The organism is Deinococcus proteolyticus MRP (assembly GCF_000190555.1).
GTDB classification, from domain to species: domain Bacteria; phylum Deinococcota; class Deinococci; order Deinococcales; family Deinococcaceae; genus Deinococcus; species Deinococcus proteolyticus.
The window spans coordinates 56,705-78,607 of sequence record NC_015162.1; the positions used below are offsets into that span (position 1 = coordinate 56,705).

The following is a 21,903-nucleotide window of genomic DNA, read 5'->3' on the forward strand; positions in this document are numbered from 1 at the left end:
ATGCCGGACTTGCCTTATCTCAGCACCACCCAGTACGACGTCTGGACCCAGCCTGAAGGATTCCTGATCCAGCTGACCAGCAACCAAACGCGAGGACATCTCAGCTACCCGCAACACAACCGGGCCGAACTGACAGCGGAAGACGGCTCCCACCTGAAAACCCTGCAGGGCCCGCTCCCTTTGCTGCTCGAACATGCCGCCAGAAGCCTGGAGGAAACACTTTGAACCTCCTGATCGTCGAGTCGCCGGCCAAGGCCAAAAAGATTCAGGGCTTTCTCGGCAGCGGATGGACCGTTCGGGCCAGTGTGGGCCACGTACGCGACCTGCCCGGCAGCGGGCAGACCATTCCGGAGAAGTACCGGGCACTGCCCTGGATCAACCTCGGGGTAGACGTGGAGGGAAATTACCGCACGGTCTATTTGGTGTACGAAGACAAGAAAAAGATCATCCGTGACCTGAAACATGCCTGCAAGGACGCTGACGAAGTGCTGCTGGCCACCGACCCGGACAGGGAAGGGGAGAGCATCGCGTGGCACCTCGCACAGGAGCTGGGACTGAAAGCGCCAAAACGGGTCACCTACCAGGAGATCACGGAAACCGCCATCAAAAAGGCCATCGCCAACCCACGAAGTATCGACATGAACCTGGTCGCTGCCCAGGAATCTCGCCGCATCCTGGACCGGCTGGTGGGCTACGGCTCCAGCCCGCTGGTCTCGAAGGCACTGGGCACGAGCGACAAGCGCCGCTCGCACTCGGCAGGACGGGTCCAGTCGGCGGCGCTGATGATGCTCGCAGGCCGTGAGCACGCACGCATGGGCTTTGCAAGTGCCAGCGTGAACGGGGTCAAGGTCCGCATCGGCACGGCCCCGGAGTTTCAGGCCACACTGATTCGCCTCGGCACACAGACCATCGCCACCCCGGCGTCGTTCGGCCCGGACGGCGCACTTAAAGCGGACGCGCAGGAGCATCTGCTGCTAAGCAGCGCCCAGGCCAAAGAGGCGGCAGGCATCCTCACGAACTCCTCGCTCACGGTGGTGCAGGTCTCGAAGAAGCCACTGGTGCGCCGCGCTCCCGCTCCGCTGACCACCAGTGCCCTACAGCAGGCGGCCAGCAAACTGAAGTTCAGCGCTAAAAAGACAGCCGACACCGCCCAGCGTCTTTACGAGCAGGGCCTCATCACCTACATTCGGACCGACAGCCCGGCCCTGAGCGACGAGGCGGTCCGTTTGGGCCAAAACGTACTGCGGGAGCTGTTCGGGGCGCAGGTGCTCCCCGAACAGGTGCGCCGGCACGCGGCGAAAGGCAACGCCCAGGAAGCACATGAAGCCATTCGGCCGACTGAATTCACGGCCCCAGAGCAAACGGGCCTTGAGGGAGACGAGCTGGCCCTCTACCGGCTGATCTACGAAACGACGCTGGCCTCGCTGATGAAAGACGCCGCCGGGGAACGCACCAGCGTCCTGCTGGACAGCGGAAAAGGGCACCTGCTGGCCGCTGCCGGAACGGTCATCACCGACCCCGGCTACCTGCAGTTGCTGAAAGACGAAGAAGACGGGGAGGAGGACGCCTCACTGCCCGCCTTGCAAAAGCAGCAGAGCATACCGTGTGTCGGCGCAGAGGTCACCAGCGCCCAGAGCAAGCCCCCAGCCCGCTTTACCGAAGGCAAGCTGATCGCTGCGCTGGAGAAAGTGGGCATCGGTAGACCCTCGACATATCCCAGCATCCTGGGAACACTCCAGAACCGCGGCTATGTGGTCAACGAAAAAGGGGCGCTGCACGTCACACCGCTCGGACTGGTGGCCACCGGCTACCTGAGCGTGCAGCTGCCCAGCATCGTGGACCGGCACTTCACCGCCCGCATGGAAGAAGACCTTGACCGCATCGCAGGGGGGGAGCTGCGGGCCACCACGTACCTCGACACGGTCTGGAAAAACGGTCTGGCCTTATCCATCGCGCAAGCAGGCGTGGCCGCCCCACAAGTGGCCGTGCCCGGCTTTCCAGGAGCCGTGCTGAGCAGCAAAAACAGTGAGGTGACCCTAAGCTATCAGGGACGGACCGCCATACTGCACGAAAAAGTGCTGTCCGAGGAACTGACCGAAAAGAATCTGGAGCGGTTGATGAATGGACAGGCCGTAAGAGGTCAGCGGGCCAGCCGCCCGAAAACCACTGGCTCTAAATCCAGCACCCGCAAGAACACATCCCTCGCCTGAACGGCACTCTGAGGCTTTATGACCACTCTATTCGACCATCTGGAAGAGGTTCGCCGCGGCGCAAAGGGCAAAGTCGTCGTGCGGGAAAAACGTGAGCCGAGCGCCGAACAGCAGGCTGTGCTGCAGGACCTGCAGACCCAGCGGCGCATGATCATCCTGGCCGGCCCCGGCAGCGGCAAAACCACGCTGCTGGAGATGATTGCCGACGAACTGGGCCGACTGCGCGTTCTTGGCGGCAAGAACGGCATGCTGGCCTTCAACAAACACATTGTCAAGGAGGTCAAGAAGCGATTTCCTCCCAATTTCGACGTCCGGACAGTCAGCTCGCTGGGGGACCTGATCGTGCGTCAGGAATGCCCTGGCATCACCTTTGAACCGAAGAAGTACGAGCTGCTGACCGAGGAACACGTCCACGCGGTCAAGCGGGAACCCAAAGTGCAGCGCGAGCTGCAAGAACGGGTCCTGTCGTGCCTGGACCTGCATGTCGGCCACGATCTGGGCCTGGACATGACCCGTGAGGACTGGGCCGAGTACATGACGCTGGTGGACGCCCCCATCGCCGGCGCGGAGGACACGTTTTACGCGCTGACCCACCGGATTTTGCGCGAAGGCACTTCAATGGTCAAACCAGGAGGCGTACGCTCCTTTCTGGACCAGACTTTGGCCCCCAGCCTGAACGGGTGGACGCTGAATGAGCCCTATGACCTGCTGCTGATCGACGAGCTGCAGGACCTGAGCCGGGGCCAGCTGAAGCTGCTGAGGTCCGTCACCCATGAGGGAAGCCGCATCATCGGTGTGGGCGATCCCCGCCAGAGCCTCTACGCCTTTACTGGAGCAGACCAGGCGGCCATGAATCTGTTCGCGCAGCTGTTCGGGGCGCAGACCTACCCCCTGAGCATTTCCTACCGCTGCCCAAAACGGGTCATCGAGGTGGCCCGCAGCATCTTCCCGGTCATCGAGGCCGCACCGGGCGCGAGAGAAGGCAGCGTGGAAAACGTATCCGGCGAGGAGTTCCTGCGCTGCGCCCAGCCCGGCGACCTGGCCATCGCCCGGACGAACGCACCACTGGTGGAGTGGTGTTACCAGCTGATCGGGGCCGGAGTCCCCGCACTGGTCCGCGGGAAGGACGTCAGCCGGACACTCAGGGCAATGGCAAAAGACGCCGCATGCTTTATTGACGGCCAGGTGCAGCGAAGCGAGTACCGCGACGGCATCCCGCTGAAGACCTTTCTGGAGCGGCTGGACGGGTACTGCCAGCACCTGAGCGACCGGGCCATAGCGCAGGAAGAAAAGACCGGCAAGGACGCCGGAATGCGCCTGGCGACCATCGCTGACCGCAACGCGGTGCTGAACATGGTCTGCGAACACACCGAAAAGCCAGTGATGGGCGGGCTGCTGAACAGTATCACGGCCCTGTTCAGCGGTGACGAGGAGACCAGCGTGATTCTCACCACCGCACACGGCGCCAAAGGCCTCGAAGCGGACACGGTCTGGATTCTGGCTGCTGAACAGTTCCCCTGCGAGAGGGCCCAGAGCGAAGCGGAACTGTACGCTGAACAGTGCGCTGAATACGTCGCCTACACACGGGCCAAACAGGCCATGTACTTCGTCGACGCGGGGGTGAACAAGATTCCGGACCATGCGCGGGGCATAGAGTAAGGCCATGTTCCGCAAATTTCTGAAAGCCCGGCAGAACTTCAAAGAGCTGCAAGCCGACCTCGACATGCTGCGCGGATTATGGGGCGACCCATACGCAGCAGAAGCGCAGGCGCTGCTGAACGCCAGTCTCAAGGAACCTGCGCTTCAGAAGCGTGCCATCGGTCTGCTGACGCTGGGGCGGTCCATGCGGCGCACACAGATAGCGATGGCCGACCATCTCCGCTGGCACCATCTATGGAATGTTCTGGTGCAGCCTGGCGTTGCCCAGGCCTACCGGGCGTCCACCGAAGGGTGGTACGACCCAGAGAAATTCTATGTGGATGCACTGGACCTCGCGGCGGTCGTCACACAGCTGACCGCACTGAGCCGCAGCACCGAGCAACCACTTGCTCAGCGGATGGTCGACGACCTTGCCCATCTGAATCTACGCTGCGGCGGCACTTATTTCGGATATACACCGTACTGGAGACTGTACGAGCGACCCATGTGGCGCGCTGTGGACCGGACTTTTCACAGTGTCCAGGCCTACTGGTTCCTGTTGGAAATGTGCGATCAGCTGGGCGCAGAGATGTACGGAGAACTGAAACACGCTCTGCAATCGGCGCAGTATGAGTGGAGCGTAAGTCACCTGCCGAACATCCAAAAAGAACTGGCTGAATGGACGTACCTGCTGGCGCTCGGTGCAGCAGGTCACGCAGCGTACAGTGCCGGCAGCGACCACAAAAGAGCACGCGCTTTCCTGCATCTGCTGGACGGCATGCCTGAACACCCGGTCTACCTGCTGCAGCAGCACGTCGGCGCAGAACACATGAAGTCGGTGCAGCGACTCAAGGCCGCGTTCAGGCCCGATCACCCGCTCCAGCTTCTTCCGGACACTGATGTCATACTCAATCTCAAAGTTCAAGCTGCCTTGCTCAAGCCGGTGCTCTGCGTGGAAATATTCAGCACCATTCTGGAAATGTCTGAAGATGAAGTCATCCTGACCAATGCTGCCGAGGAATTGCCTCACCTGCAAAGCGCCAGCATGTGAGTCCACGCCCGGTCCGGCTCCAGCTTCTGTCCCTCCCCTGCGCACACAGCGGCGCAGGGGCCAAAGCGGTATGGAGGCATCATGACCGAACCCGCAAAACATATCCGTTCACACGCCGAAATCTGGGCCGACCTGCAAGCTGAAACCATCTTGCTCAAGGAGCGCGACAAAGCAGTGTTCGAAGCGAACATCGCTCCGCTGTACAAACAGCACAGCCGCGCACAGAGCGACGCTGCCGAGGCGCAACTCCTGCTGGACAAGCTGAAAACATTCAGCCAGGGCGGAGCACTCGCCATGCCCCCCAAAGCGGCCAGCACTGCCGAGAACGTGCCGTTTACCCCCGCCACGCAGCCTGACCCAGTGCAACCCGAACCCGGCCCAGTGCAGCCCGCACCTCAGACTCCCCCCGAACCGGCAGTGCCGCAGGAGGCACCAGCAGAAGAGACGGACGCCAACGAGGAAAACAGCAGCACCGAGAAAGAAAACACTGAAGCCGGGACCACCGAAGCCGAAGCCGAGCCCGCAGCGCCGGCCACAGTGGCCAGCTTCCAGGCGGCAGACGGTCTGGTCGAACCCGACTGGGCCAACGGGGACGCCATCGGCAGCGGCTGGCTCTCGCAACTGGCGGCCACCCTGGGGGACGGCGACAGCCTGCTGTTTGCGGTCAGCCGCGTCGGTGAGCAACTCCGGGTGGTGATCCAGCCGAGAGCGCTCACAGGCGAGACGAACACTGCCGTGCCGCTGGAATCCTTGGGACTGCCCTCGGAACTGGACAGCACCCTGATTCAGGACCTGCTGGCCTACCGGGAAGGCCGCAGCGTGGCCCGGCAAACGGTCAGCTACCTCGAACAGGTCCGGGCCAATGCCGAACAGGCACGGAAAGACGCCACCAAGAAAAAACCGGCAGCCAGCGCAAACACCAAACCTGCCGCCAAACCCGCCGCCAAACCCACCAGCGGCAAAGTGGTGCTCACCACCATCCCTGCAGGAGCTGCACTGATGACCTTCGGCCCGGACGGCAAAAAAGTAGAACTGCAGCCCGGCATGCAGCGCGAGCTGCCCCCCGGCAAATACACCTCCAAGGCGTCCTACCCCGGTCACGTCAGCACCGAACAAAGCTTTGAAGTCAAGGCCGGCGCAGAACAGGTGCTGGAAATCCGCCTCAAAGCCGAGATGGAAAATCTGTTCAGCTGAGCCGCGCCCCACCCTCTTGGCGGCCTTGTCCCTCCTGGCTGCCCTGCCCCTCCTGGCTGCAAAGCGCAGCCAGGGCAAATACCTCCGATCACCTCATTCACTCTTTATTTGCACGTTATTGCCCGCCCCAACTCTACTTGCAGCCCCCTTTCCAAGGAGAATCCCCATGACCATCAAACCTGTCGAGCGCAAAATCGTCTTCAATGGCCAGGAGTTGGCCGACCTCAACCCCACCTTGCCCGTGGACGAGGTGGTGAAGATGCATGCCATCAACATCCCGGAACTGGCCACCGCCATCGTGGATGCCCCCGAGTACAAGGACGGCAAGGAAGTGTATGTCGCCAAGACCCGACTCGGAACCAAGGGCTGAGCCGTGCCCCGCACAGTGGCTCCGCGAGCAAACCAGAGCGCGCCCCGGAAGCCTGAACAGCGCCGACCTCGGCGGCGGCTTGGTGCTCGGACGGGTACTTGTGAACCTGCGCCCGGATCCAAACCCTGTGCCGCCCCCGCTCTCCAGCCTGGAGATTCCACTGCTGCCCTGAAATTCAGTGAAATCGGCCTGCGTGGCATCCTCCTGGACGGCGTGCCGCTCACGATTCCCCTGAACCATCAGGAAAAAACAGGGGAAGTGCTGGCCAACCTGATCGAAGGGGGACTGCTGCCCGCACTGCCTCCCGAACTAGGCGAAACGGTGGACGGCTATCTTACGCGCCTGAGCAAGGTGAGGGGACCCCTGGAACGCGACCTGTCACTGGTCTTTACTGCCGACGAGCGCCGGCAATTCCCGTACCAGCTCACCGGATACCATCGGGTGAGCTGTGAGGCGCACGAGCTGTATGACCTGGGACACTTCCTGAACGCCCGTGATCCCAGACTGCTGCCCAGCTTGCTGCTGGCCATTCACGCGGCAGAGCATCCAGCCTGGCCGGTGTATACGGTCACAAACACCGTTAACTACCTGAGCGAGCGTTACTGGTGGGGCGGGCCGACATTCCAAGACGGGTTCCGCGCCTGGATCCTCGAAGAACTGGAACTGGACGGAGAGGACGTGGACGGCACCCTGAGCGCTGAACAGGAGGAAATCCACGATACCCATCCCTACAATCCGGCAAACGTCAGGGCGGTGGTGGGCGAAGTGACCTTCGATATCTGCACGGGCACGAGCACGGACCGCCTCAGCATGGACGAGCTGTGGGCCTGGAGTGAACGCGAGCCGTTCCTGCTCCCAGAGATCCTCAGCCGCATCGCAGCGCTGGCTGAAGCCGCACACACGCTCAGCCAAGCCGAACCACATGACTGGAACAATGAACGGTACAACGACCAGGGAGAAGGCATAGCCCCACTGGCCGCGTTCAGCTTCTGCGATCCGAAAAAGACAAAGTACAAGTACAACACCTTGGAACGCGAAGTGCTCGAAGAAGAACACCAGATGTACATGATGGGCGAAGGCCACTGCCCGCAGCTGTGGGCCAACGTCGCCACAACACAGGACATCGCCCTGGCCAGAGAGCTGATTCCCCTGCACGGAGCAGTTTACGAAGCGACCAATGCACTGATTCTCACCCTGCTGGCCGCCGACAACATGTGCAGCACCCTGGAGGAAGCCTGAGAGGTTTCCTCCCTTTTTTTACCCAGTCCGGTCAGTGCGCCCTGCCACCCCGAAGCTGCAGCCTCCGTGCTCCCTCTTCCGGCTCGCGCCGGAAAGCCAAAGCGGCATGCAATTCGAACTTCAGACCCCCTTCAGCGAACTGCGCGCCCAGAAAGCCATCATCGTTTACGCTACTCCGGGCGGACAACTGCACATGGCCTACCAGCATGACATCCTGGCGACTGAACAGGGAGCCGTCCTGGGACCAGGACAGCAGGTGACCGAACAGCTGATCCAGGCCATGCAGCACATGAACGGCCTGCGCCAGGAACAGCTCACCCTGCTGCCCCCGGAAATCATCGCCATCTCCGGCAAACGTATCGCCTGGACCGTGCCGGGGCGCGTCCGGCCGATGGCCCTGCGTTCAAACAACCGCAGCGTCCAGGCCTTCGACGGCGTCCCACTCCCTCATCCCCACCTGCTGTTCATCGCCGGTCCAGGCACACTGCACGTTTACGCCTTAGGCAGCAGCGACCGTCCACAGGGAGATACCCCGCTGTACCGCGCCCCCTACATGAATATCTTTATCAACAATCAGATGTGCCGGGGCACCGTCCCACTGCCCCAGGACCCGAACATCTCCCAACTGGCACAGTACGAGGACCTGTTCTTTCTCTCGAACAGCACAGGCGGCGACGTCTTTTTGCCAGACACCATCGCAAGCTACCAGCACCTGCTTGAACTCTGCCAGGAACGCGGCCACTTCGACCCGCAGTGGTTGGTTCCCACCGGACAAACCCTTGGGGACGTCATCCAGGGGAGCCGTCTATGAACACACCCCTCACCCTGTTCGGCGATCACCCATGCACCGCCAGGATTGCCCTGATCGGCGCGGGCGGCACCGGCAGCGAACTGCTCTCCCACCTGCTGCGGCTACACCAGGCACTGATCAGCTTGCAGCAGCCCGGCCTGGACGTGACCGTATACGACGCGGACCAGGTGTCCGAATCCAACCTGGTCCGCCAACGCTTCAGCACCCCAGACCTCGGACAGAACAAGGCCATCACACTGGTGCGGCGAATCAATCTGGCCGGCAACGTCAGCTGGCGCGCCCGCCCACAGCACTACACAGGCGAATTTCTACAGGCCGACATCGTCATCTCCTGCGTGGACTCGCGCAGCACCCGCGCCGAGTTGCACGGGGCCGCACGTCAGCAGCGGTGGTGGTGGCTGGACTGCGGCAACGACCACACCACCGGCCAGGTGATTCTGGGCAGGGCGGGTGTCCTTCCCCTGGCCACTGAACTGCACCCGGAACTGATGGACACGGCCCTGCCCGACGACGGCCCAAGCTGCTCCACCATGGAAGCCCTTCAGCGCCAGGACCTGTTCGTCAATGCACACGTGGCCGCCCACGCTGCCGACCTGCTGTGGAACTTCATTCATACAGACAAGGGCATCCAGCATCACGCACGCTATTTCAGCCTCCAGAACCACACTCTGAGCGCCCGGAGCATCCCGGTATGAACAAGGAGCAAATATGTCCCATCCAGTGGCTCGCCCAACCTCCCTCCCTGAGCACTTCATTACCAGTGCAACCACGGGGCACCACAGACGCAGACCGAACAATGGCGCGCGTCATTCAGACCTGCCACACCACTGCGCAGCCGGCCCCGCTGCCCAGTCCGCAACTCCCTCTGCTGCCCTAGCAGGGCCCGTTCCCTGTTCCCCTCAAGAGGTGCCTGCTGACCTGGCACCTGAATTTCAGGCCATCAGTCTGGCCGGTCAGACCCTGACAGGTGTTCCGGCCGCCTTTCAGCTCCTGGGGACGGACGAAAGGAACGCTGAACTGGCAAGAACGTGCGCCCATCTGATTGAGGCCGGGGTGCTGCCCCCACTCCCGGTCTCTCCCGGCGAACACCTGCAGGACTACCTGCACCGCCTCGGCCACACCCCAGCCCCCCACGATCTTCTGCACACTGAACTCTTGGACGGGGCGCATACCTTTGAAGAAGAAGGGTTTTGGCTGGAAGTACAGCTCAAACGCCGCGCTGAACCGGTTCGGCCGGGACGCTGGTTCCGGCAGCTTGGCCGGGTACATCCGCACCTGTGCGGCAGCATCCTGAGTGGAATCAGCAAGTTTTCCTTCCTGCGCTGCCCGGTTTACACGGCCTATAACGCCTACTGCGACATCACCGAAATGCACGCCCCAAGAAAAGACGACGCGAGCTACTGGCGGTCACTGAACCACGAACTGTACAGCAACCAGCTCCAAAAGGAAGAAGACACTGGGTGGTTGACCCTGCGCCCCGTAACCAGCACACAGCTGGCTGCCGCCGCCAAAGAAGACCCGTACTCGCCACCAAACCTGAAACGGGCGTTCGGACACCAGGCCTACCAGGTCTTCACCAAACCACACAAGGAACTTGACTTTGAGGAGATCAGCTTGCTGGGAGAGCGCTGCGGCCTGAGCACCCTGAGTGAGATAGCAGAGTGCCTGGAAGAACTGGGAAACCTGAACGCGGAGTTCCTGGACGCGGGGGGAGACGAGTGCCTGGACCTGATGGGAAATTTTGCCGGACGCGCCCCGGCCCGCTTCATCATGGCAGGCCGCACCCGGCCTGGACAGGAAAGCCTGGAAGAAGAACTCTACCGCGACTACCAGGAACTGATCGAGAACGGCGGCGAAGAATGTGAGCCGCTGCTGCTGCTGCCAGTCAACAGCCCTGCAGAAGCCAGATCGGCCCGCACCCTGCTGGACATCTGCCAGCAGGCGCTGATCATCACCGAGCGGTTGATGACGCTGCTGACAGCAGGCCCACAAAACAGTCTGCTTCAGCCCCTCTCCAGCTGACGCTGAAGCCAGCAAGGGTATGAAGATTCCTGTCTCAAACGTACTGCTGAAAGCCACCGACGCGCTGGTGCTGTTCAGCAGTCCCCACAGCACCCTGGTTCAGCATTACCCCTTGACCGAATCAGGCGGCCAGCTGATCTTCGGAGCCGGAGCCGCCGTCACCGATACATTCTTCGCCGAGCTGGCCCAGCGTGCCCACAGCAGCCTGATGTTCCTCCCCGGTGAGGTGCTGGGCTTCTCAACCCACGAGATGATCTGGTGGGAACCGGCAAAGAAACGCGGCCTGTTCTTCCATGAAAGCAGCAGTGTCCAGATTCAGGAGCCCATTCCACTCCCGGCCCTGCTGTTCCGGGTCACAGCAACAGGAGCCATGAGCGTGTATGCCCTGAACGGAGATGCCCGCCCGGATCTGGACACCCAGCTCTACCACGCACCACTGATGAACGTCTTCGGCAATCAGCAAGTTTGCCTGGGCAGCACCGAACTGCCGGACCACCTTGATCCGCGGCGCACTGCCGAGTACAGCGAAGCGTATTTCCGCTCTGCATTTACCCACGGCCGGCCCCAGTTGCTGACCGAACAACCTTACGCCGCAGTCCTGCACGAGGCCGCCCGCCAGGGCACCTTTCCTACCACCTTGCTCAAGCCGACCGGGAAAACCCTCGCTGAGCTGTTCGGGAGCTGAATCATGTACAAGAGCAACCTGAAAAATCACAAGACTGTCCACCTCGCCTTGATCGGCCTGGGCGGTACCGGCTCAGCCCTGCTTAGCCACCTGGGCAGCCTCCATGCTGGCCTCCAGGCCACAGGCGGGCCAAAGCTGCAGGTCACCACCTTCGATCCCGATACGGTCAGCCCTGCCAATCTGGCCAGACAACGCTTCTATCCGGCCGACCTCGGCAAGAATAAGGCGTTGGTCCTCACCGAACGGGTCAACCTGTGTCTGGGCACCGGCTGGCAGGCTCGTCCAGAAAAGTTCTCGGCATCGCATCTGCACAATTTCAACATTATTGTCAGCTGTGTAGACACGCGGGCTGCCAGGGCAGACATCGCCGGCGTTCTGAAGAAAGAGAACAAAGCACCCTACTGGCTGGACTGCGGAAATACGGCCAAAACCGGGCAAGTGATTCTGGGACGCCTGGGCACAGCGCTGGCTCTTCCCAGCGAACTTCATCCGGAGCTGATCGACATCTCTTTAGAGGAAGACGCGCTGCCCAGTTGCTCGGCTCTGGAAGCAATTTCACGGCAAGACCTGATGGTGAACCCGATGGTGGCAGTCCAGGCGGCAGACGTGCTATGGAAGCTGCTGCATGAGGGCGAGCTCAAACACAGTGCACGCTACTTTGATCTGGAAAACGGACAGATGGTCAGCCGGCCGGTCCCTTGACACTTCCCACGAAATCCGCCCCCCATGTGGGGGCTTGTTGTGAGGTGGACAGAACCCTCGCGCTTACGCGCAGTGGGGGAGACATGAACACTCTCGATATTCTCAGCCGTAAGGTCCGTGAAGCCTACAGTCCGGACGCCGCGTTCATCTGTGTCAGCACCCTGCACGGGTACAGCCTGAGCGTGCTTGACGCCGGTATGCACATCATCCCTTTGCCGGACCGCACCAGCTTTGAAACCATCGACCATCTGATTGACCTGGCGACATTCGAGTTCGGCCCTGGACTCAGTGAACTGAGTGCTCCCAGCACGCAGCCAGAACCGGTAGATCTCTCAGAACTGTTTGGTGCAGCGTCCCCCCAAGCTGCTGACCAAGCTGCGGAACGGGTGGCCTGATGAAAAGACCTGAAAGTGAGAAACAGGTGGTCGAGACCCGTTTCGGGCCTGCGGATTACCACATCACGCCCGAAGGGCAGCTGAAGCTTTCCTGGCGCGGCCCGGTCACCATCAACGGCGTGGAGTATCACGCGCCCTGGATTTCACCGCACCATTCTTACCCGGAAATTCACCTGCAGCCCAAGGACTACCGCCGCGCAGCAACGCCGGCAGCCAGAGCAGCTCTGGAAAAAGAGCACCAGAAACTGAGCGACCAGCTGATCCATCCGGCCAGCATCCAGGAAGCCCGCATCAGAAGGCAGGAATGGCAAACCTGGAACGCCTGGAGCGACATGCAGCAAGCCGAGCAGGCCCTGACAGAAGCCAGAGCGAAGTTTGAAGAAGAAGAGCGACGTCTCCGGGAACTTGCTCCAGCAAGGGCGCAGGCCCTATGCGGCAAAACAGCAATAGAAATGAGTCTGGAAGAATTGCTGAGCGTCTGAACCAACCAGTCTTGCAGGCACCATAAAGACATGAAATATACAGAACAGACCCAACCCAGCAGCCAGACCTGCTTACCGCCCGAACTCCAGTCGAAAAGAAGCATTCTGGCAGCCATATTCAGTTCGTGGGAGCCGGGAACCACTGGAACACTTGACATCCTCCCAGGCCTGTTCCAGAGCAAATACGCTGAACACACAGCTCAGGAGGCCGCCAGGCTCTTGATTGGAGCAAGGTTCATCCGGCCAACTGTGCCGTTTACTCAGGCCCCAATCGCGGTCAAACGAAAGTTGCGCCGCGGCATCCTGCCACTGGAAGAGGTACGTCTTACCATCAAAGGATCGAAACTCCTCCAATGAGCACGTTGCTCCTCGGCCTTTTTGCCTTTTTTAACTCTGCTGTGGTGCGGGACAGCTACAGCGAATACCCGCAGACAGCAACATTTTTTCAGGTGTGGCGGTGGCCGGTGGTGATGCTCAGCCTCAGTTTGATAGGTGTTGTTGGACATATTCTGGGACTGTTGCCCGGCTGGCTGGGATGGGGGCTCACTCTGATGGCCAGTGCCACGATCACTTACCGGCAGCTCGAAACGCTCCATGACCGAAGACGTCTCTTCAGGGGGAAAGTTGCAGGCCGTCCAGGTTCGCAGTCACAATACCCACATGGCAAAACCAACGAAGAAGACTACTCCAAGCCCCGCTGAAAGCGGCAAGATGGGCAAAACTGCGCTGATTGCAGAGCTCAGCAGCAAAACTGGTCTTACCCGTCAGCAGGCCAGCGGCGTAACCGACAGCCTCCTGAGTACTGTGGTCGAAGCGCTGCAGGCTGGACAGACCGTCAGTCTGCCGGGGCTGGGCACATTCAGCATCAAGGAAACGGCAGCGCGCACAGGGGTCAAACCCGGCACCACTGAAAAGATTCAGATTCCTGCCGGCAAAAAAGTGGCTTTCAAGGTTGCCACGGGCCTTAAAGGCACACTCTAAATTTACATCTCACGGCAAAAAGCCCCTCACGAGGGGCTTTTGCGTTTATGCTAAGGGCCTATGGTGACGCCTCCCGTTCCATGCCCCCTTTCTCCCAGAGACCAGCTTCTGGGCAAACGTATTCCTTCGGAACAGGCCCAACTCTTTTTGCCTTCCACAGACGGACAGTTTCATTTGGTGCCTGTCCAGTACCTGCCTGAAACCATCTGGCGGAACACCCGCAGGCTGGTCAGACAAACCCACTTCGACGATTACACCACCCTGATGACCGTCCTGATTCCCTTTCTCGAACCCGGCAGCCCAGGTCCATTCGAGCTGATCTGGTTGTTCAATGCCGAGGGTCAGATCATGGAATACGCATCAAATGTGCAGGAAGCTGCGGCACATCACGAGCGGTGGGTCCAGCATTACCTGAGCCAGGGACTGACCGAGACGCTGCTGTCTTGACCTGCGGCGCTTTTCCCTCACTCTGACGAGTGAGCCAGGGGCATGACAGACACTGTTCAGCCCCGTACCGACCAGCACCTCCTGACCGAACTGCCACACTTTTTTGGTGGTTTCCGCGCCAGCGTCCGCGAGCTGCTGCAAAACAGCCTCCGCGCCGGCGCGTCCCACATCCAGTTCGAAACCACTGACCAGGGATTCTCTGTTCAGGATGACGGACATGGCCTGGAGGATCCCCAGCTGCTCCTGACTGCCGCCCGCAGCGGCTGGGGGACACACGTCACCGACCCGGCCGGCCTGGGGGCCCTCAGCCTGCTTAACCCGGAATGGTCCAGAGCAGTCACCTTCCGCTCCAAGGACTGGAGCTTCACACTGACGCCTGAGCAATTCATGCGGGCAGACGTGATTGAGGTGCAGCGCGGCGGCACCGCTTTGCCGGGCTTCCGGGTGGACGTGCAGCTGCACCGTCCACAACCCCTACAAGAAACACTGCGGGAGCTACGCATCGACGCCGACGAGCAAGACATCTGCGTCACACTCAACGGTCAATCCACAGGGCAGGTCGTGCCGTTCACGGGCATCCAGATTGACACCGATGCCGGGCGGGTCATCCTCAGTGAATACCTTTACAGTGTCCAGATTGACTGGGAAAAACTGTCTGTGCCTGCAGGTGCACTGGAAACACTGCTCAACACAGACCCCCTCATGGGCGCACTGCTCAGTCGCTATGGCCTGCGTCTGTACCCCAAGGCTCGCAGCGGCATCCGGCCCAAACTTCCAGACCGCGAGAGCGTGATCCACAACGAACCACTGAAAACGGCAGCCGTGCAGATCACTGCCGCCCTGCGGGAACGCATTTTGAAAGAAGCCCAGGACTGGGCCGCAAACCGGGTAGACATTTCCGAGGAGAACATCAGACATGCCTGGCGTGAGAAGGTCCCCCACCCCCTCCTGACCAATAACGTCACATCCCTGGCCCTGAAAGAATTGGGCTACCGGCAGGTACGGCCTGAGAGTCCGAACGTTGAAATCAACACCGATGACGACGGCGACAAGTACAACGACCTGCCCGGCAATCATTCGTGTGATTTCACTCTTAGACCCGCCCGGCGGTGCTGCAGCGAACACTGGCTCACCCAAGAAGCGCTGCTGCGCGGACACGGCGGCCTGCCACTGGTCAGCCTGGACGGTGATGGCGAGGAGTGGTCGCCCAGCATTATCGCCCACGCCCATCAGCCGATTCCCCCACAAGTACCCGGCGGGTTCGAGATCGTGCTGGCCGACGACCTGAGACTGGACGGCTGCAGCGTCCCTTTCGCTGTGTGCGAAACGAGCGGTGTGGTCTACCTGCAACGCCGGGAAGACGGCAGCGATGTCCCCAGGGCCATTCTGGACGCCGCCGGCACGCTGGTTCTCCAGCGAATCATCCTCACGGACGAAACCGGCGAGTATGAACCGCTGGAGGAGTACTTCGACCTCTACGAGCCGGACAGCCGCATCACCGGGCAGGACATCGGCCGCCTCCTGCAGAAGCAGCTCCGGGCCATCCTCAAGGCAGACGAAGTAGAGCGCGAACGGCAACTTGATGTCCTGAACAGGGAGCTGGGGCGGCTGACTGAACTCGGGCGCATCATTCAGAGCACCGCAGAGGAACTCGGTGCACAGGCAGAAGCGGCCACACTGCTGGAACGGCTGGCCGAAAAACGGCAGGGTGTCGTGGAGAACAGGCAGAAGCTGGCAGAGGAGACTGCATGAAAGCACCTCAGATCACCAGCCTGATTCACGGCGGGCAGCTCACGGCCCTGGTCGAAAGCCCTTGCCCTGCGTTCAGCGCTGTGCAGTGCCTGAACGGGTACACGTGCGATGATTTCGCGGGCAACGCCTTCGTGCTCGCGCGCCGCCCCGGCAGCCCCGGCAGCCCCACTGGGGGAATACTCGCTGGACCAACAGGCCTGTTCACCGTGCCGCCCCTGCCGGAGCGGGGGTTCTGGACCGTCGGCGACCTGACCCCCATCTCGGCGCAAATCCCGCTCTACCGCACGTCACTCCGGCTTGACGTGGAGGTCTGCTCACGGCCCGCCTCTCCTGTACACTTTCCGGACAACGTTCAGCTGGAAGGCAACCGCCTGAGCAGCCACAGCGAACTGAACATCTTCGCCCCGGACGCAGACGAACTGCGTGACCTGCTGACCCGCGTTCCCCCGGACAAACTGGGCTTCGCCTTCAAGAGCAGCCTGCTGCGCGCCGCCTTGCAGCTGGGCGCGGATGATATCGCTGCTGCGGACATCCTGCAGCCCGTGTGGCATGTCGGGCCAGGCGCAGGAGGCCATCCATGAGCAGCGCCTATACCCCTCTCAAGCGCGGCATCTACTCCGACTTCTTCGGCCACGTCCTCAAACCAGAGTGGCACTCCGGTCACGCCACCTACCAGGTGTGCCGGCACGTCAGCGGCGTGTTCACCATCCTGCGTGATGGCCGTCCCACCGGGCAAACCTACACCACCGCCAGAACCGCACTGGAACTGGGGCACAACCGGTACCCGGAAACTGCACACAGTCCCACCCCGCCGTCCAACTGACCCACCAAAACCGCACAAGCAGCGCAGGCGCAGCCTGAACACTGAGCGCCCTCACCCGGAGGCTTCCATGCACTACATCAGCTCTATCCCCCTTTGCGAAGAACACGCGGGGAACTTTTTCATCGATCACCCCAGCGGCGAGTGGACCGGCAAATACGCCGCCAGCACCCAGCCCCAGGTCTTCCGAGATCCCCTGAAGGCCCAGGTTCACCAGCTGTACGAGGGCGACGCTGTAGAGGCCCTGCCCGCGCTGAATGCACTGCTGATCCGTCAGCTCACCAAGAACCTGGACACGCTGGAGCGGCAGATCATGGGCCTGAACCGGGCCATCACGCGACTGCCCGAACTCAGACTGCCGGAGGGTCCCTGGCATCCGGCCCTGCACGCCCTGGCCGAAGTCATTGTCCGGGACAAGAAGGAATGCTACCCGGACCCCCCGGAAGTGCGCCTCACGGGCTACCACGTTCTGCCCAGCACACAGGGACTGAGCGTGCTCAACCCGGCGTACCTTGGTGGCCGCCAGGAGGAGCCGGAGTATCAGATCGCGGGGCGGTATCAAGAAGCGTGGTACGCCAGTCCGGAATACTTCCATGCCCTGATTCCATTCAGCTGGGGACCAACACCCGAACTGGCCTGGAGCAAGATTCAGCCGCAGCTCGGCCCACGTCTCCAAGAAGTGCTGGACGAGACCGTTTGGAAACGCAGCCGCACCATCTGGATGCTGAACAAAGCCGTAGAACGCCAGGGCAAGGAGGAAGAAGGTATCCAGCCCTGGCGCTGGATCCGCTGATGCTGGCCAGCCCCTTGAGATGGGTCGGAGGAAAATCACGGCTGAGACGGCAGATCATCCCGCTGTTTCCGCCTCACCAGCATTATGTCGAGCCGTTCGGTGGGGGAGGCTCGGTACTACTGGGCAAGCCTCACAGCGCTTGCGAAGTGTACGCCGACCTCGACCCGGAACTGACCAACTTTTTCACGGTCATCCGGGACCGCCCCCACGCCCTGATTCGGGCCTTCCAGTGGGAACTGGTCAGCCGGGCACGCTTCGACGAACTGAAAGACACCGACCCCGAAACGCTGAAGCCTGTGGCGCGGGCCGCACGGCTGTACTACCTGCTGAACGCGGGCTGGGGTGGAGAACTGCGCTACCCACGCTTTCAGACGGCCGTCCGGGACGCCGGCGGCGGGAACCGGCTGATCGGTGCCATCAAGCACATCGAGCGGCGCATTCTGCCGGTGCATGAGCGACTGAAGAAAGTCACCATCAAACAGGGGCCGGCCAGCGAAGTGATCGCTGCCCACGACAGCCCGGAAACCCTCTTTTACCTTGACCCACCCTATCCGGGCAACGGTGTGAATTACCGCCTGAACATGCGCGGCCACGAAGCGCACATCCACCTTGCCCAGCAGCTCACCGGGCTGAAGGGACAGTTCATCCTGAGCAGCTATGACCGCCCCGAAATCCGGGAACTGTATGGCCAGCAGTGGCACTACACCCCTATCGGCAATGTCTCAGGCATGGCGGCCAGCGGCGGGCAGGGCAGAGTCCACAACCGCGAGGTCCTGATCACGAACTTTGACCCTCACCTGACGGTGCGTGCAGGAGCATGACCACCTTTGAGCTCACGCAGACGTCCGTCAACCGGGCTGCCATTGAAGCGGCCGCCGCTTATACGAATCCCGCTCCAAAGCAGGTGGCCTGGTCGGCACATGGCTTTACGCTCTATCAGGGCATCCACGAGTTTCCGTTCACACTGCGTGAAACGGATGCACAGAGCATCTGGCACACGGCCGACCTGTCAGACTATCAGGCCTGCTGGCACCTCAGTGCCTTGACCGGGAACATGAGCATCTCCCCGTTCTTCGGCGTGCTGTTCGGCCTGCCTGAACTGGCCAAACGGCACCAGGGCCACCTGAGAGAAGGCCGAAGCTACAGCCTGTACCATCCTGGAAACACCACCACACCCGGACAGCTGCGCTTACCGAAAGGCCGCTGGATCACGGCCATCATTGAGCAAAGCAGCACCCACAGCCTGCTGCTGCTTGGCGGCATCCCAGCAGGCATGGTGACATGGCCGAACCAGGAACTCATCGCTTATCAGCACCTGAGCGACCGCGAACTCCGGCGCATCGGCCTTCCCAGACTCAGCCCTGAAGAACAGCTTCCTGCCGTCTGGCAACCCACCGACGAAGCCCTACAGGACATTCTGAGCGGCCTTGAACAGGGATACCAGAGCCACGACTTCATGATGAAGACCTGGAATGTGCCATTTGAGGGCGCACTCGGAAACACTCCAGCCCCCACCGTCAAAGAACGGCTGAACACCCTGTACAAACAGCAGCAACTTGGTGAGCAAGTACGATGAAGCATCGAGCCAACATGGAGAGTGCAACCCCTGCACTGCACCACCCTGGAGCAACCATGACCTATCACCTGATCAAAACAACGAAACATGCCTTCCCCCCCGTACTGGAATTCCAGACTCCGAAAGGCAACCAGGTGGCCGTCAGCGCCCTGCTGGTCGCCAGCGAGTACGAAGAGGCCGAGAACAACAGTGGGAATGTCACCGCGCAGGCCACCGTGCAGACCCCTGACGGCCCTGTGATTGTCGAAGGCAACATCACGGAGCTGACCACCACCGACCACGCTCTGTATCCCGACTTCAAAACGTTTTACCCAGACGGCGTGGCCTGGACCGGAACTTCAAAACTGCGCCTGATACTCACCGCCCCGCAGGTAGAGATGCTCGAAGCGGAGTTTGCCCGGGTGCGCCAGGACACCGAAGAGGGCCAGTACCTGAAGCGGATTCTTCAGGCCCGCGAAGACAAAAAGGCTGAACTCTCGGCCGCCGCTCAGGCTGCCGCTGACGAACGCGGCGTGCGGGTGCTGAACCTTCCGTTCACCGGGGCAGGCGAACTGTGCTGGGCCTACCGCCTGAGCGCTGAAGAGTGCGCCGCTGAAGGCTACAGAGAAGGCCTGTGCCGGGCCTGCAAGGTCCCCAAGGGAGAAACGGGACCCGGCCACATCCTGCTGAGCGAACTCAAACAGATGAACGACATCCTGCGCCCCATATGGACAGCCGCGCCAACCCTCGGCTGGTTTGCGGGCAGCAACTCCACCGTCTACCAGATCACAGCCGAGCAGTGGGACGCCCTGGTGGCCGAACAAAACCGCATCCTGCGCAGCCGGGAAGAAGCGAACCAGGCTGCCAAACAGGCAAGCGAAGCCGAATTTCAAGCAGCCCTCGCTGAAGCGCAGCGCACCGGGCAGCGTCAGGTACTCCGTGAATGGATTGGTGACGACGACTCAGTAGAGGACAGCAGCTTCTCACGGTTCACCACCTGGATCTCTCCAGACGGCACTGCCCAGACCACCCGCGAGCCGATGTACTGAGCACCACACACCCTGAACAGGAGCCTTCTATGCCAGACACTCCCTCTCTGACCCCCATCACCCCCGCCCAGGGCGCGCTGCTCCCCGCCGCAGAGGCACTCCATCAGCTGTACATCACCGCGCAGCCGAACGCGCCTTACCAGGTGCGGTCCTATCAGCTGCATGCCGGTGACCCCCTCTTCGGGGAAGCGCAGCGCCTCCTGCGGGACATGGGCAAAACTTCGGTACCGACCTACCGCATTTCCATTGATGAGACATTCCCTTTTGAGCCAGTTCACAGGATCAACTGAAAGCATCCTAGCAATGACCGACCCCATCTTCGCTTTCGCACCAAAGCTGCTGGCAATCATCCTGTTTCTGTTCTTCACGCTGTCCATGGCATTAAAACTTCGGGACCCCGGCCCCCGCCTCCCACCACGCCATAAAAGCCTGAAAGCAGCCAACGACATACAAAAAGAGATCAACTACCGCTGGATTCGATTGCTGGATCAACACTTCCCTGGATGGGACATGATGGACGGGCCATGCCCCGTCCCAGCTGAGCTGCAAAGCGCCTCCAAGGCCCTGAACAAAGCCGAGCAGTACAACCCTTACCAGCACTTCGGAAGCAGTATGCAACTGGCAGGCCTGAGTGATTACGACCTCTGCCACTGGCCTAAAGCGGCCACGAGGACATTCGAAGAACACTCGCAACAGCTGCAGCAAACCGCACGGACGTCGGCTCAGAGGCCCCAGGCATCCTGAGCACCGACCACACCTGCTGGGCCAGGACCAGGGCTTGTTCCCCGAACTCACCCAATCAGCGCATTCCCAAGGAGACAAGACACGTATGGCAACAGACAACGACGCACCCGGTAGCAATACCTGTGAACCGCTCGAAGAAACCACGCTCCAGCAGGAAGCAACATCAGGTCAAGAAGCGGCCCAGAAGTTGGCCGCCGAGTACCGCCCAACAATGGACTTGGACGTGCTGCATAGCTGGGCGAAGGATGCAGCAGCAGCTCTCGCTGCGGCCCAAACCACCCTGGAAGCTTCAGAGCAAGCACGTCTGCAGGCCAAGAACCTGGTCAAGAAACTCCGCCAGCAGGCTGCCCAGGAAGCAACCGAAGCCATTCAGGCCAACCAGCAAAATCAGTGGGATGTCCGGAAATTTTGCCAGGGCATGGAATCGGGACTGCTCTCTGCCGCCAGCCAGCTTGAACAGGCCCTCGGCACCGGCCAGACCCCAGAACCCGGCCGGACCCAGAACACCGAAACCTCAGAAACAGCACAACGTGACCGCCTACAGGGGCGGCTCAGGAAACCCATGACTGACACGCCGACCACCAGACCAGCCGGCCTGCCCAGCACCCCCGAAGCCTGCCGCGCCGAGCAAGGCCGTGTACTGCAGCGACTTCACGGCACCACACCGGGAACCTGGCAGGCCATCAGCGGTGGATACATCCTCGCCAAAGCCCAGTCCGGCAATGAATGGGTGTGTGACGGCGGCTTTGACTCCGAAGCCGACCTCTCCCTGGCGGCCGCGTCTCCCAACACGCACCAGGCCTACGCTGGCCTGCTGGCAGAACATGCCACCCTACAAAAATGGGGTGGTGCGGAGGGGCTATAGTGCCTCGCCATTCATGGCGGGGGTACATGGACCCCTCCGCGCCCTCCGAAGGAGGGCCTTGCCGGAGCTTTCGCTTACAGCAGAAGCGCAGTGCTGCG

At 61.3% G+C, this 21,903-nt stretch carries 27 protein-coding genes; all 27 read left to right on the forward strand.

What is annotated here, in order from left to right; translation table 11 throughout:
• Positions 1 to 225, forward strand: coding sequence for a hypothetical protein (locus DEIPR_RS14250; RefSeq protein ID WP_013615830.1), 225 nt, complete (start codon positions 1 to 3; stop codon positions 223 to 225).
• On the forward strand, positions 222 to 2,210 hold the full coding sequence (gene topA, locus DEIPR_RS11885) for a type I DNA topoisomerase (protein ID WP_013615831.1): 1,989 nt from the start codon (positions 222 to 224) through the stop codon (positions 2,208 to 2,210). Before DEIPR_RS14250 ends, topA begins: the two co-directional genes overlap by 4 nt.
• A gap of 18 nt (positions 2,211 to 2,228) precedes the next feature.
• The gene (locus DEIPR_RS11890) at positions 2,229 to 3,869 is read left to right on the forward strand and encodes a UvrD-helicase domain-containing protein (RefSeq protein WP_013615832.1); all 1,641 of its coding nucleotides are present in this window, start codon (positions 2,229 to 2,231) and stop codon (positions 3,867 to 3,869) included.
• Between the two features lie 4 nt (positions 3,870 to 3,873).
• The gene (locus tag DEIPR_RS11895) at positions 3,874 to 4,899 is read left to right on the forward strand and encodes a hypothetical protein (protein ID WP_013615833.1); all 1,026 of its coding nucleotides are present in this window, start codon (positions 3,874 to 3,876) and stop codon (positions 4,897 to 4,899) included.
• An 81-nt stretch (positions 4,900 to 4,980) separates the two neighbouring features.
• On the forward strand, positions 4,981 to 6,093 hold the full coding sequence (locus DEIPR_RS11900; protein WP_013615834.1) for a PRTRC system protein E: 1,113 nt from the start codon (positions 4,981 to 4,983) through the stop codon (positions 6,091 to 6,093).
• Positions 6,094 to 6,259: 166 nt separating this feature from the next.
• Entirely contained in the window at positions 6,260 to 6,463 is a 204-nt protein-coding gene (locus DEIPR_RS11905; protein ID WP_013615835.1) for a PRTRC system protein C, read from the forward strand.
• Between the two features lie 213 nt (positions 6,464 to 6,676).
• Positions 6,677 to 7,702 (forward strand): hypothetical protein, encoded by a 1,026-nt coding sequence (locus DEIPR_RS11915; RefSeq protein WP_013615837.1) that lies wholly within the window; start codon positions 6,677 to 6,679, stop codon positions 7,700 to 7,702.
• Between the two features lie 106 nt (positions 7,703 to 7,808).
• The gene (locus tag DEIPR_RS11920; protein ID WP_013615838.1) at positions 7,809 to 8,513 is read left to right on the forward strand and encodes a hypothetical protein; all 705 of its coding nucleotides are present in this window, start codon (positions 7,809 to 7,811) and stop codon (positions 8,511 to 8,513) included.
• Complete coding sequence (locus DEIPR_RS11925) at positions 8,510 to 9,208, forward strand: PRTRC system ThiF family protein (RefSeq protein WP_013615839.1); 699 nt, start codon at positions 8,510 to 8,512, stop codon at positions 9,206 to 9,208. The genes DEIPR_RS11920 and DEIPR_RS11925 overlap by 4 nt, the downstream gene beginning before the upstream one ends.
• Before the next feature lie 211 nt (positions 9,209 to 9,419).
• Complete coding sequence (locus tag DEIPR_RS11930; RefSeq protein ID WP_148231988.1) at positions 9,420 to 10,535, forward strand: hypothetical protein; 1,116 nt, start codon at positions 9,420 to 9,422, stop codon at positions 10,533 to 10,535.
• A 19-nt stretch (positions 10,536 to 10,554) separates the two neighbouring features.
• Positions 10,555 to 11,220: a PRTRC system protein B gene (locus tag DEIPR_RS11935; protein ID WP_013615841.1), complete on the forward strand. Its 666-nt coding sequence runs from the start codon at positions 10,555 to 10,557 to the stop codon at positions 11,218 to 11,220.
• Positions 11,221 to 11,223: 3 nt separating this feature from the next.
• Entirely contained in the window at positions 11,224 to 11,922 is a 699-nt protein-coding gene (locus DEIPR_RS11940) for a PRTRC system ThiF family protein (protein ID WP_013615842.1), read from the forward strand.
• 83 nt (positions 11,923 to 12,005) lie between these two features.
• Complete coding sequence (locus tag DEIPR_RS11945; RefSeq protein WP_013615843.1) at positions 12,006 to 12,317, forward strand: hypothetical protein; 312 nt, start codon at positions 12,006 to 12,008, stop codon at positions 12,315 to 12,317.
• On the forward strand, positions 12,317 to 12,799 hold the full coding sequence (locus tag DEIPR_RS11950) for a hypothetical protein (RefSeq protein ID WP_013615844.1): 483 nt from the start codon (positions 12,317 to 12,319) through the stop codon (positions 12,797 to 12,799). The genes DEIPR_RS11945 and DEIPR_RS11950 overlap by 1 nt, the downstream gene beginning before the upstream one ends.
• A gap of 30 nt (positions 12,800 to 12,829) precedes the next feature.
• A complete protein-coding gene (locus DEIPR_RS14015) occupies positions 12,830 to 13,156 on the forward strand; it encodes a hypothetical protein (RefSeq protein ID WP_148231989.1) in 327 nt (108 codons plus the stop codon).
• 237 nt (positions 13,157 to 13,393) lie between these two features.
• Positions 13,394 to 13,780, forward strand: coding sequence for an HU family DNA-binding protein (locus DEIPR_RS11955; protein ID WP_013615845.1), 387 nt, complete (start codon positions 13,394 to 13,396; stop codon positions 13,778 to 13,780).
• 60 nt (positions 13,781 to 13,840) lie between these two features.
• Entirely contained in the window at positions 13,841 to 14,227 is a 387-nt protein-coding gene (locus DEIPR_RS11960) for a hypothetical protein (RefSeq protein ID WP_013615846.1), read from the forward strand.
• 42 nt (positions 14,228 to 14,269) lie between these two features.
• Complete coding sequence (locus tag DEIPR_RS11965; RefSeq protein ID WP_013615847.1) at positions 14,270 to 15,979, forward strand: ATP-binding protein; 1,710 nt, start codon at positions 14,270 to 14,272, stop codon at positions 15,977 to 15,979.
• The gene (locus DEIPR_RS11970) at positions 15,976 to 16,560 is read left to right on the forward strand and encodes a hypothetical protein (RefSeq protein WP_013615848.1); all 585 of its coding nucleotides are present in this window, start codon (positions 15,976 to 15,978) and stop codon (positions 16,558 to 16,560) included. Before DEIPR_RS11965 ends, DEIPR_RS11970 begins: the two co-directional genes overlap by 4 nt.
• On the forward strand, positions 16,557 to 16,802 hold the full coding sequence (locus tag DEIPR_RS11975) for a hypothetical protein (protein ID WP_013615849.1): 246 nt from the start codon (positions 16,557 to 16,559) through the stop codon (positions 16,800 to 16,802). Before DEIPR_RS11970 ends, DEIPR_RS11975 begins: the two co-directional genes overlap by 4 nt.
• Positions 16,803 to 16,869: 67 nt before the next feature.
• Entirely contained in the window at positions 16,870 to 17,592 is a 723-nt protein-coding gene (locus DEIPR_RS11980) for a hypothetical protein (protein ID WP_013615850.1), read from the forward strand.
• A gap of 14 nt (positions 17,593 to 17,606) precedes the next feature.
• Positions 17,607 to 18,413 carry a DNA adenine methylase gene (locus DEIPR_RS11985; RefSeq protein ID WP_245532764.1) on the forward strand — a complete coding sequence of 269 codons (807 nt, stop codon included), beginning with the start codon at positions 17,607 to 17,609 and terminating at the stop codon, positions 18,411 to 18,413.
• Positions 18,410 to 19,168, forward strand: a complete 759-nt coding sequence (locus DEIPR_RS11990; protein ID WP_013615852.1) for a hypothetical protein — start codon at positions 18,410 to 18,412, stop codon at positions 19,166 to 19,168. The genes DEIPR_RS11985 and DEIPR_RS11990 overlap by 4 nt, the downstream gene beginning before the upstream one ends.
• Positions 19,169 to 19,224: 56 nt before the next feature.
• Positions 19,225 to 20,196 (forward strand): hypothetical protein, encoded by a 972-nt coding sequence (locus tag DEIPR_RS11995; protein WP_013615853.1) that lies wholly within the window; start codon positions 19,225 to 19,227, stop codon positions 20,194 to 20,196.
• 29 nt (positions 20,197 to 20,225) lie between these two features.
• The gene (locus DEIPR_RS12000) at positions 20,226 to 20,486 is read left to right on the forward strand and encodes a hypothetical protein (protein ID WP_013615854.1); all 261 of its coding nucleotides are present in this window, start codon (positions 20,226 to 20,228) and stop codon (positions 20,484 to 20,486) included.
• A gap of 13 nt (positions 20,487 to 20,499) precedes the next feature.
• Positions 20,500 to 20,940, forward strand: coding sequence for a hypothetical protein (locus DEIPR_RS12005; protein WP_013615855.1), 441 nt, complete (start codon positions 20,500 to 20,502; stop codon positions 20,938 to 20,940).
• An 85-nt stretch (positions 20,941 to 21,025) separates the two neighbouring features.
• Positions 21,026 to 21,805, forward strand: coding sequence for a hypothetical protein (locus DEIPR_RS12010; RefSeq protein ID WP_013615856.1), 780 nt, complete (start codon positions 21,026 to 21,028; stop codon positions 21,803 to 21,805).
• The last annotated feature ends 98 nt before the right edge of the window (positions 21,806 to 21,903 follow it).

Coding starts and splice junctions, on each gene's coding strand:
- DEIPR_RS14250 (WP_013615830.1), top strand. CDS start 1: ATGCCGGACTTGCCTTATCTCAGCACCACCCAGTACGACGTCTGGACC.
- DEIPR_RS11890 (WP_013615832.1), top strand. CDS start 2,229: ATGACCACTCTATTCGACCATCTGGAAGAGGTTCGCCGCGGCGCAAAG.
- DEIPR_RS11895 (WP_013615833.1), top strand. CDS start 3,874: ATGTTCCGCAAATTTCTGAAAGCCCGGCAGAACTTCAAAGAGCTGCAA.
- DEIPR_RS11900 (WP_013615834.1), top strand. CDS start 4,981: ATGACCGAACCCGCAAAACATATCCGTTCACACGCCGAAATCTGGGCC.
- DEIPR_RS11905 (WP_013615835.1), top strand. CDS start 6,260: ATGACCATCAAACCTGTCGAGCGCAAAATCGTCTTCAATGGCCAGGAG.
- DEIPR_RS11920 (WP_013615838.1), top strand. CDS start 7,809: ATGCAATTCGAACTTCAGACCCCCTTCAGCGAACTGCGCGCCCAGAAA.
- DEIPR_RS11925 (WP_013615839.1), top strand. CDS start 8,510: ATGAACACACCCCTCACCCTGTTCGGCGATCACCCATGCACCGCCAGG.
- DEIPR_RS11935 (WP_013615841.1), top strand. CDS start 10,555: ATGAAGATTCCTGTCTCAAACGTACTGCTGAAAGCCACCGACGCGCTG.
- DEIPR_RS11940 (WP_013615842.1), top strand. CDS start 11,224: ATGTACAAGAGCAACCTGAAAAATCACAAGACTGTCCACCTCGCCTTG.
- DEIPR_RS11945 (WP_013615843.1), top strand. CDS start 12,006: ATGAACACTCTCGATATTCTCAGCCGTAAGGTCCGTGAAGCCTACAGT.
- DEIPR_RS11950 (WP_013615844.1), top strand. CDS start 12,317: ATGAAAAGACCTGAAAGTGAGAAACAGGTGGTCGAGACCCGTTTCGGG.
- DEIPR_RS14015 (WP_148231989.1), top strand. CDS start 12,830: ATGAAATATACAGAACAGACCCAACCCAGCAGCCAGACCTGCTTACCG.
- DEIPR_RS11955 (WP_013615845.1), top strand. CDS start 13,394: ATGACCGAAGACGTCTCTTCAGGGGGAAAGTTGCAGGCCGTCCAGGTT.
- DEIPR_RS11960 (WP_013615846.1), top strand. CDS start 13,841: ATGGTGACGCCTCCCGTTCCATGCCCCCTTTCTCCCAGAGACCAGCTT.
- DEIPR_RS11965 (WP_013615847.1), top strand. CDS start 14,270: ATGACAGACACTGTTCAGCCCCGTACCGACCAGCACCTCCTGACCGAA.
- DEIPR_RS11970 (WP_013615848.1), top strand. CDS start 15,976: ATGAAAGCACCTCAGATCACCAGCCTGATTCACGGCGGGCAGCTCACG.
- DEIPR_RS11975 (WP_013615849.1), top strand. CDS start 16,557: ATGAGCAGCGCCTATACCCCTCTCAAGCGCGGCATCTACTCCGACTTC.
- DEIPR_RS11980 (WP_013615850.1), top strand. CDS start 16,870: ATGCACTACATCAGCTCTATCCCCCTTTGCGAAGAACACGCGGGGAAC.
- DEIPR_RS11990 (WP_013615852.1), top strand. CDS start 18,410: ATGACCACCTTTGAGCTCACGCAGACGTCCGTCAACCGGGCTGCCATT.
- DEIPR_RS11995 (WP_013615853.1), top strand. CDS start 19,225: ATGACCTATCACCTGATCAAAACAACGAAACATGCCTTCCCCCCCGTA.
- DEIPR_RS12000 (WP_013615854.1), top strand. CDS start 20,226: ATGCCAGACACTCCCTCTCTGACCCCCATCACCCCCGCCCAGGGCGCG.
- DEIPR_RS12005 (WP_013615855.1), top strand. CDS start 20,500: ATGACCGACCCCATCTTCGCTTTCGCACCAAAGCTGCTGGCAATCATC.
- DEIPR_RS12010 (WP_013615856.1), top strand. CDS start 21,026: ATGGCAACAGACAACGACGCACCCGGTAGCAATACCTGTGAACCGCTC.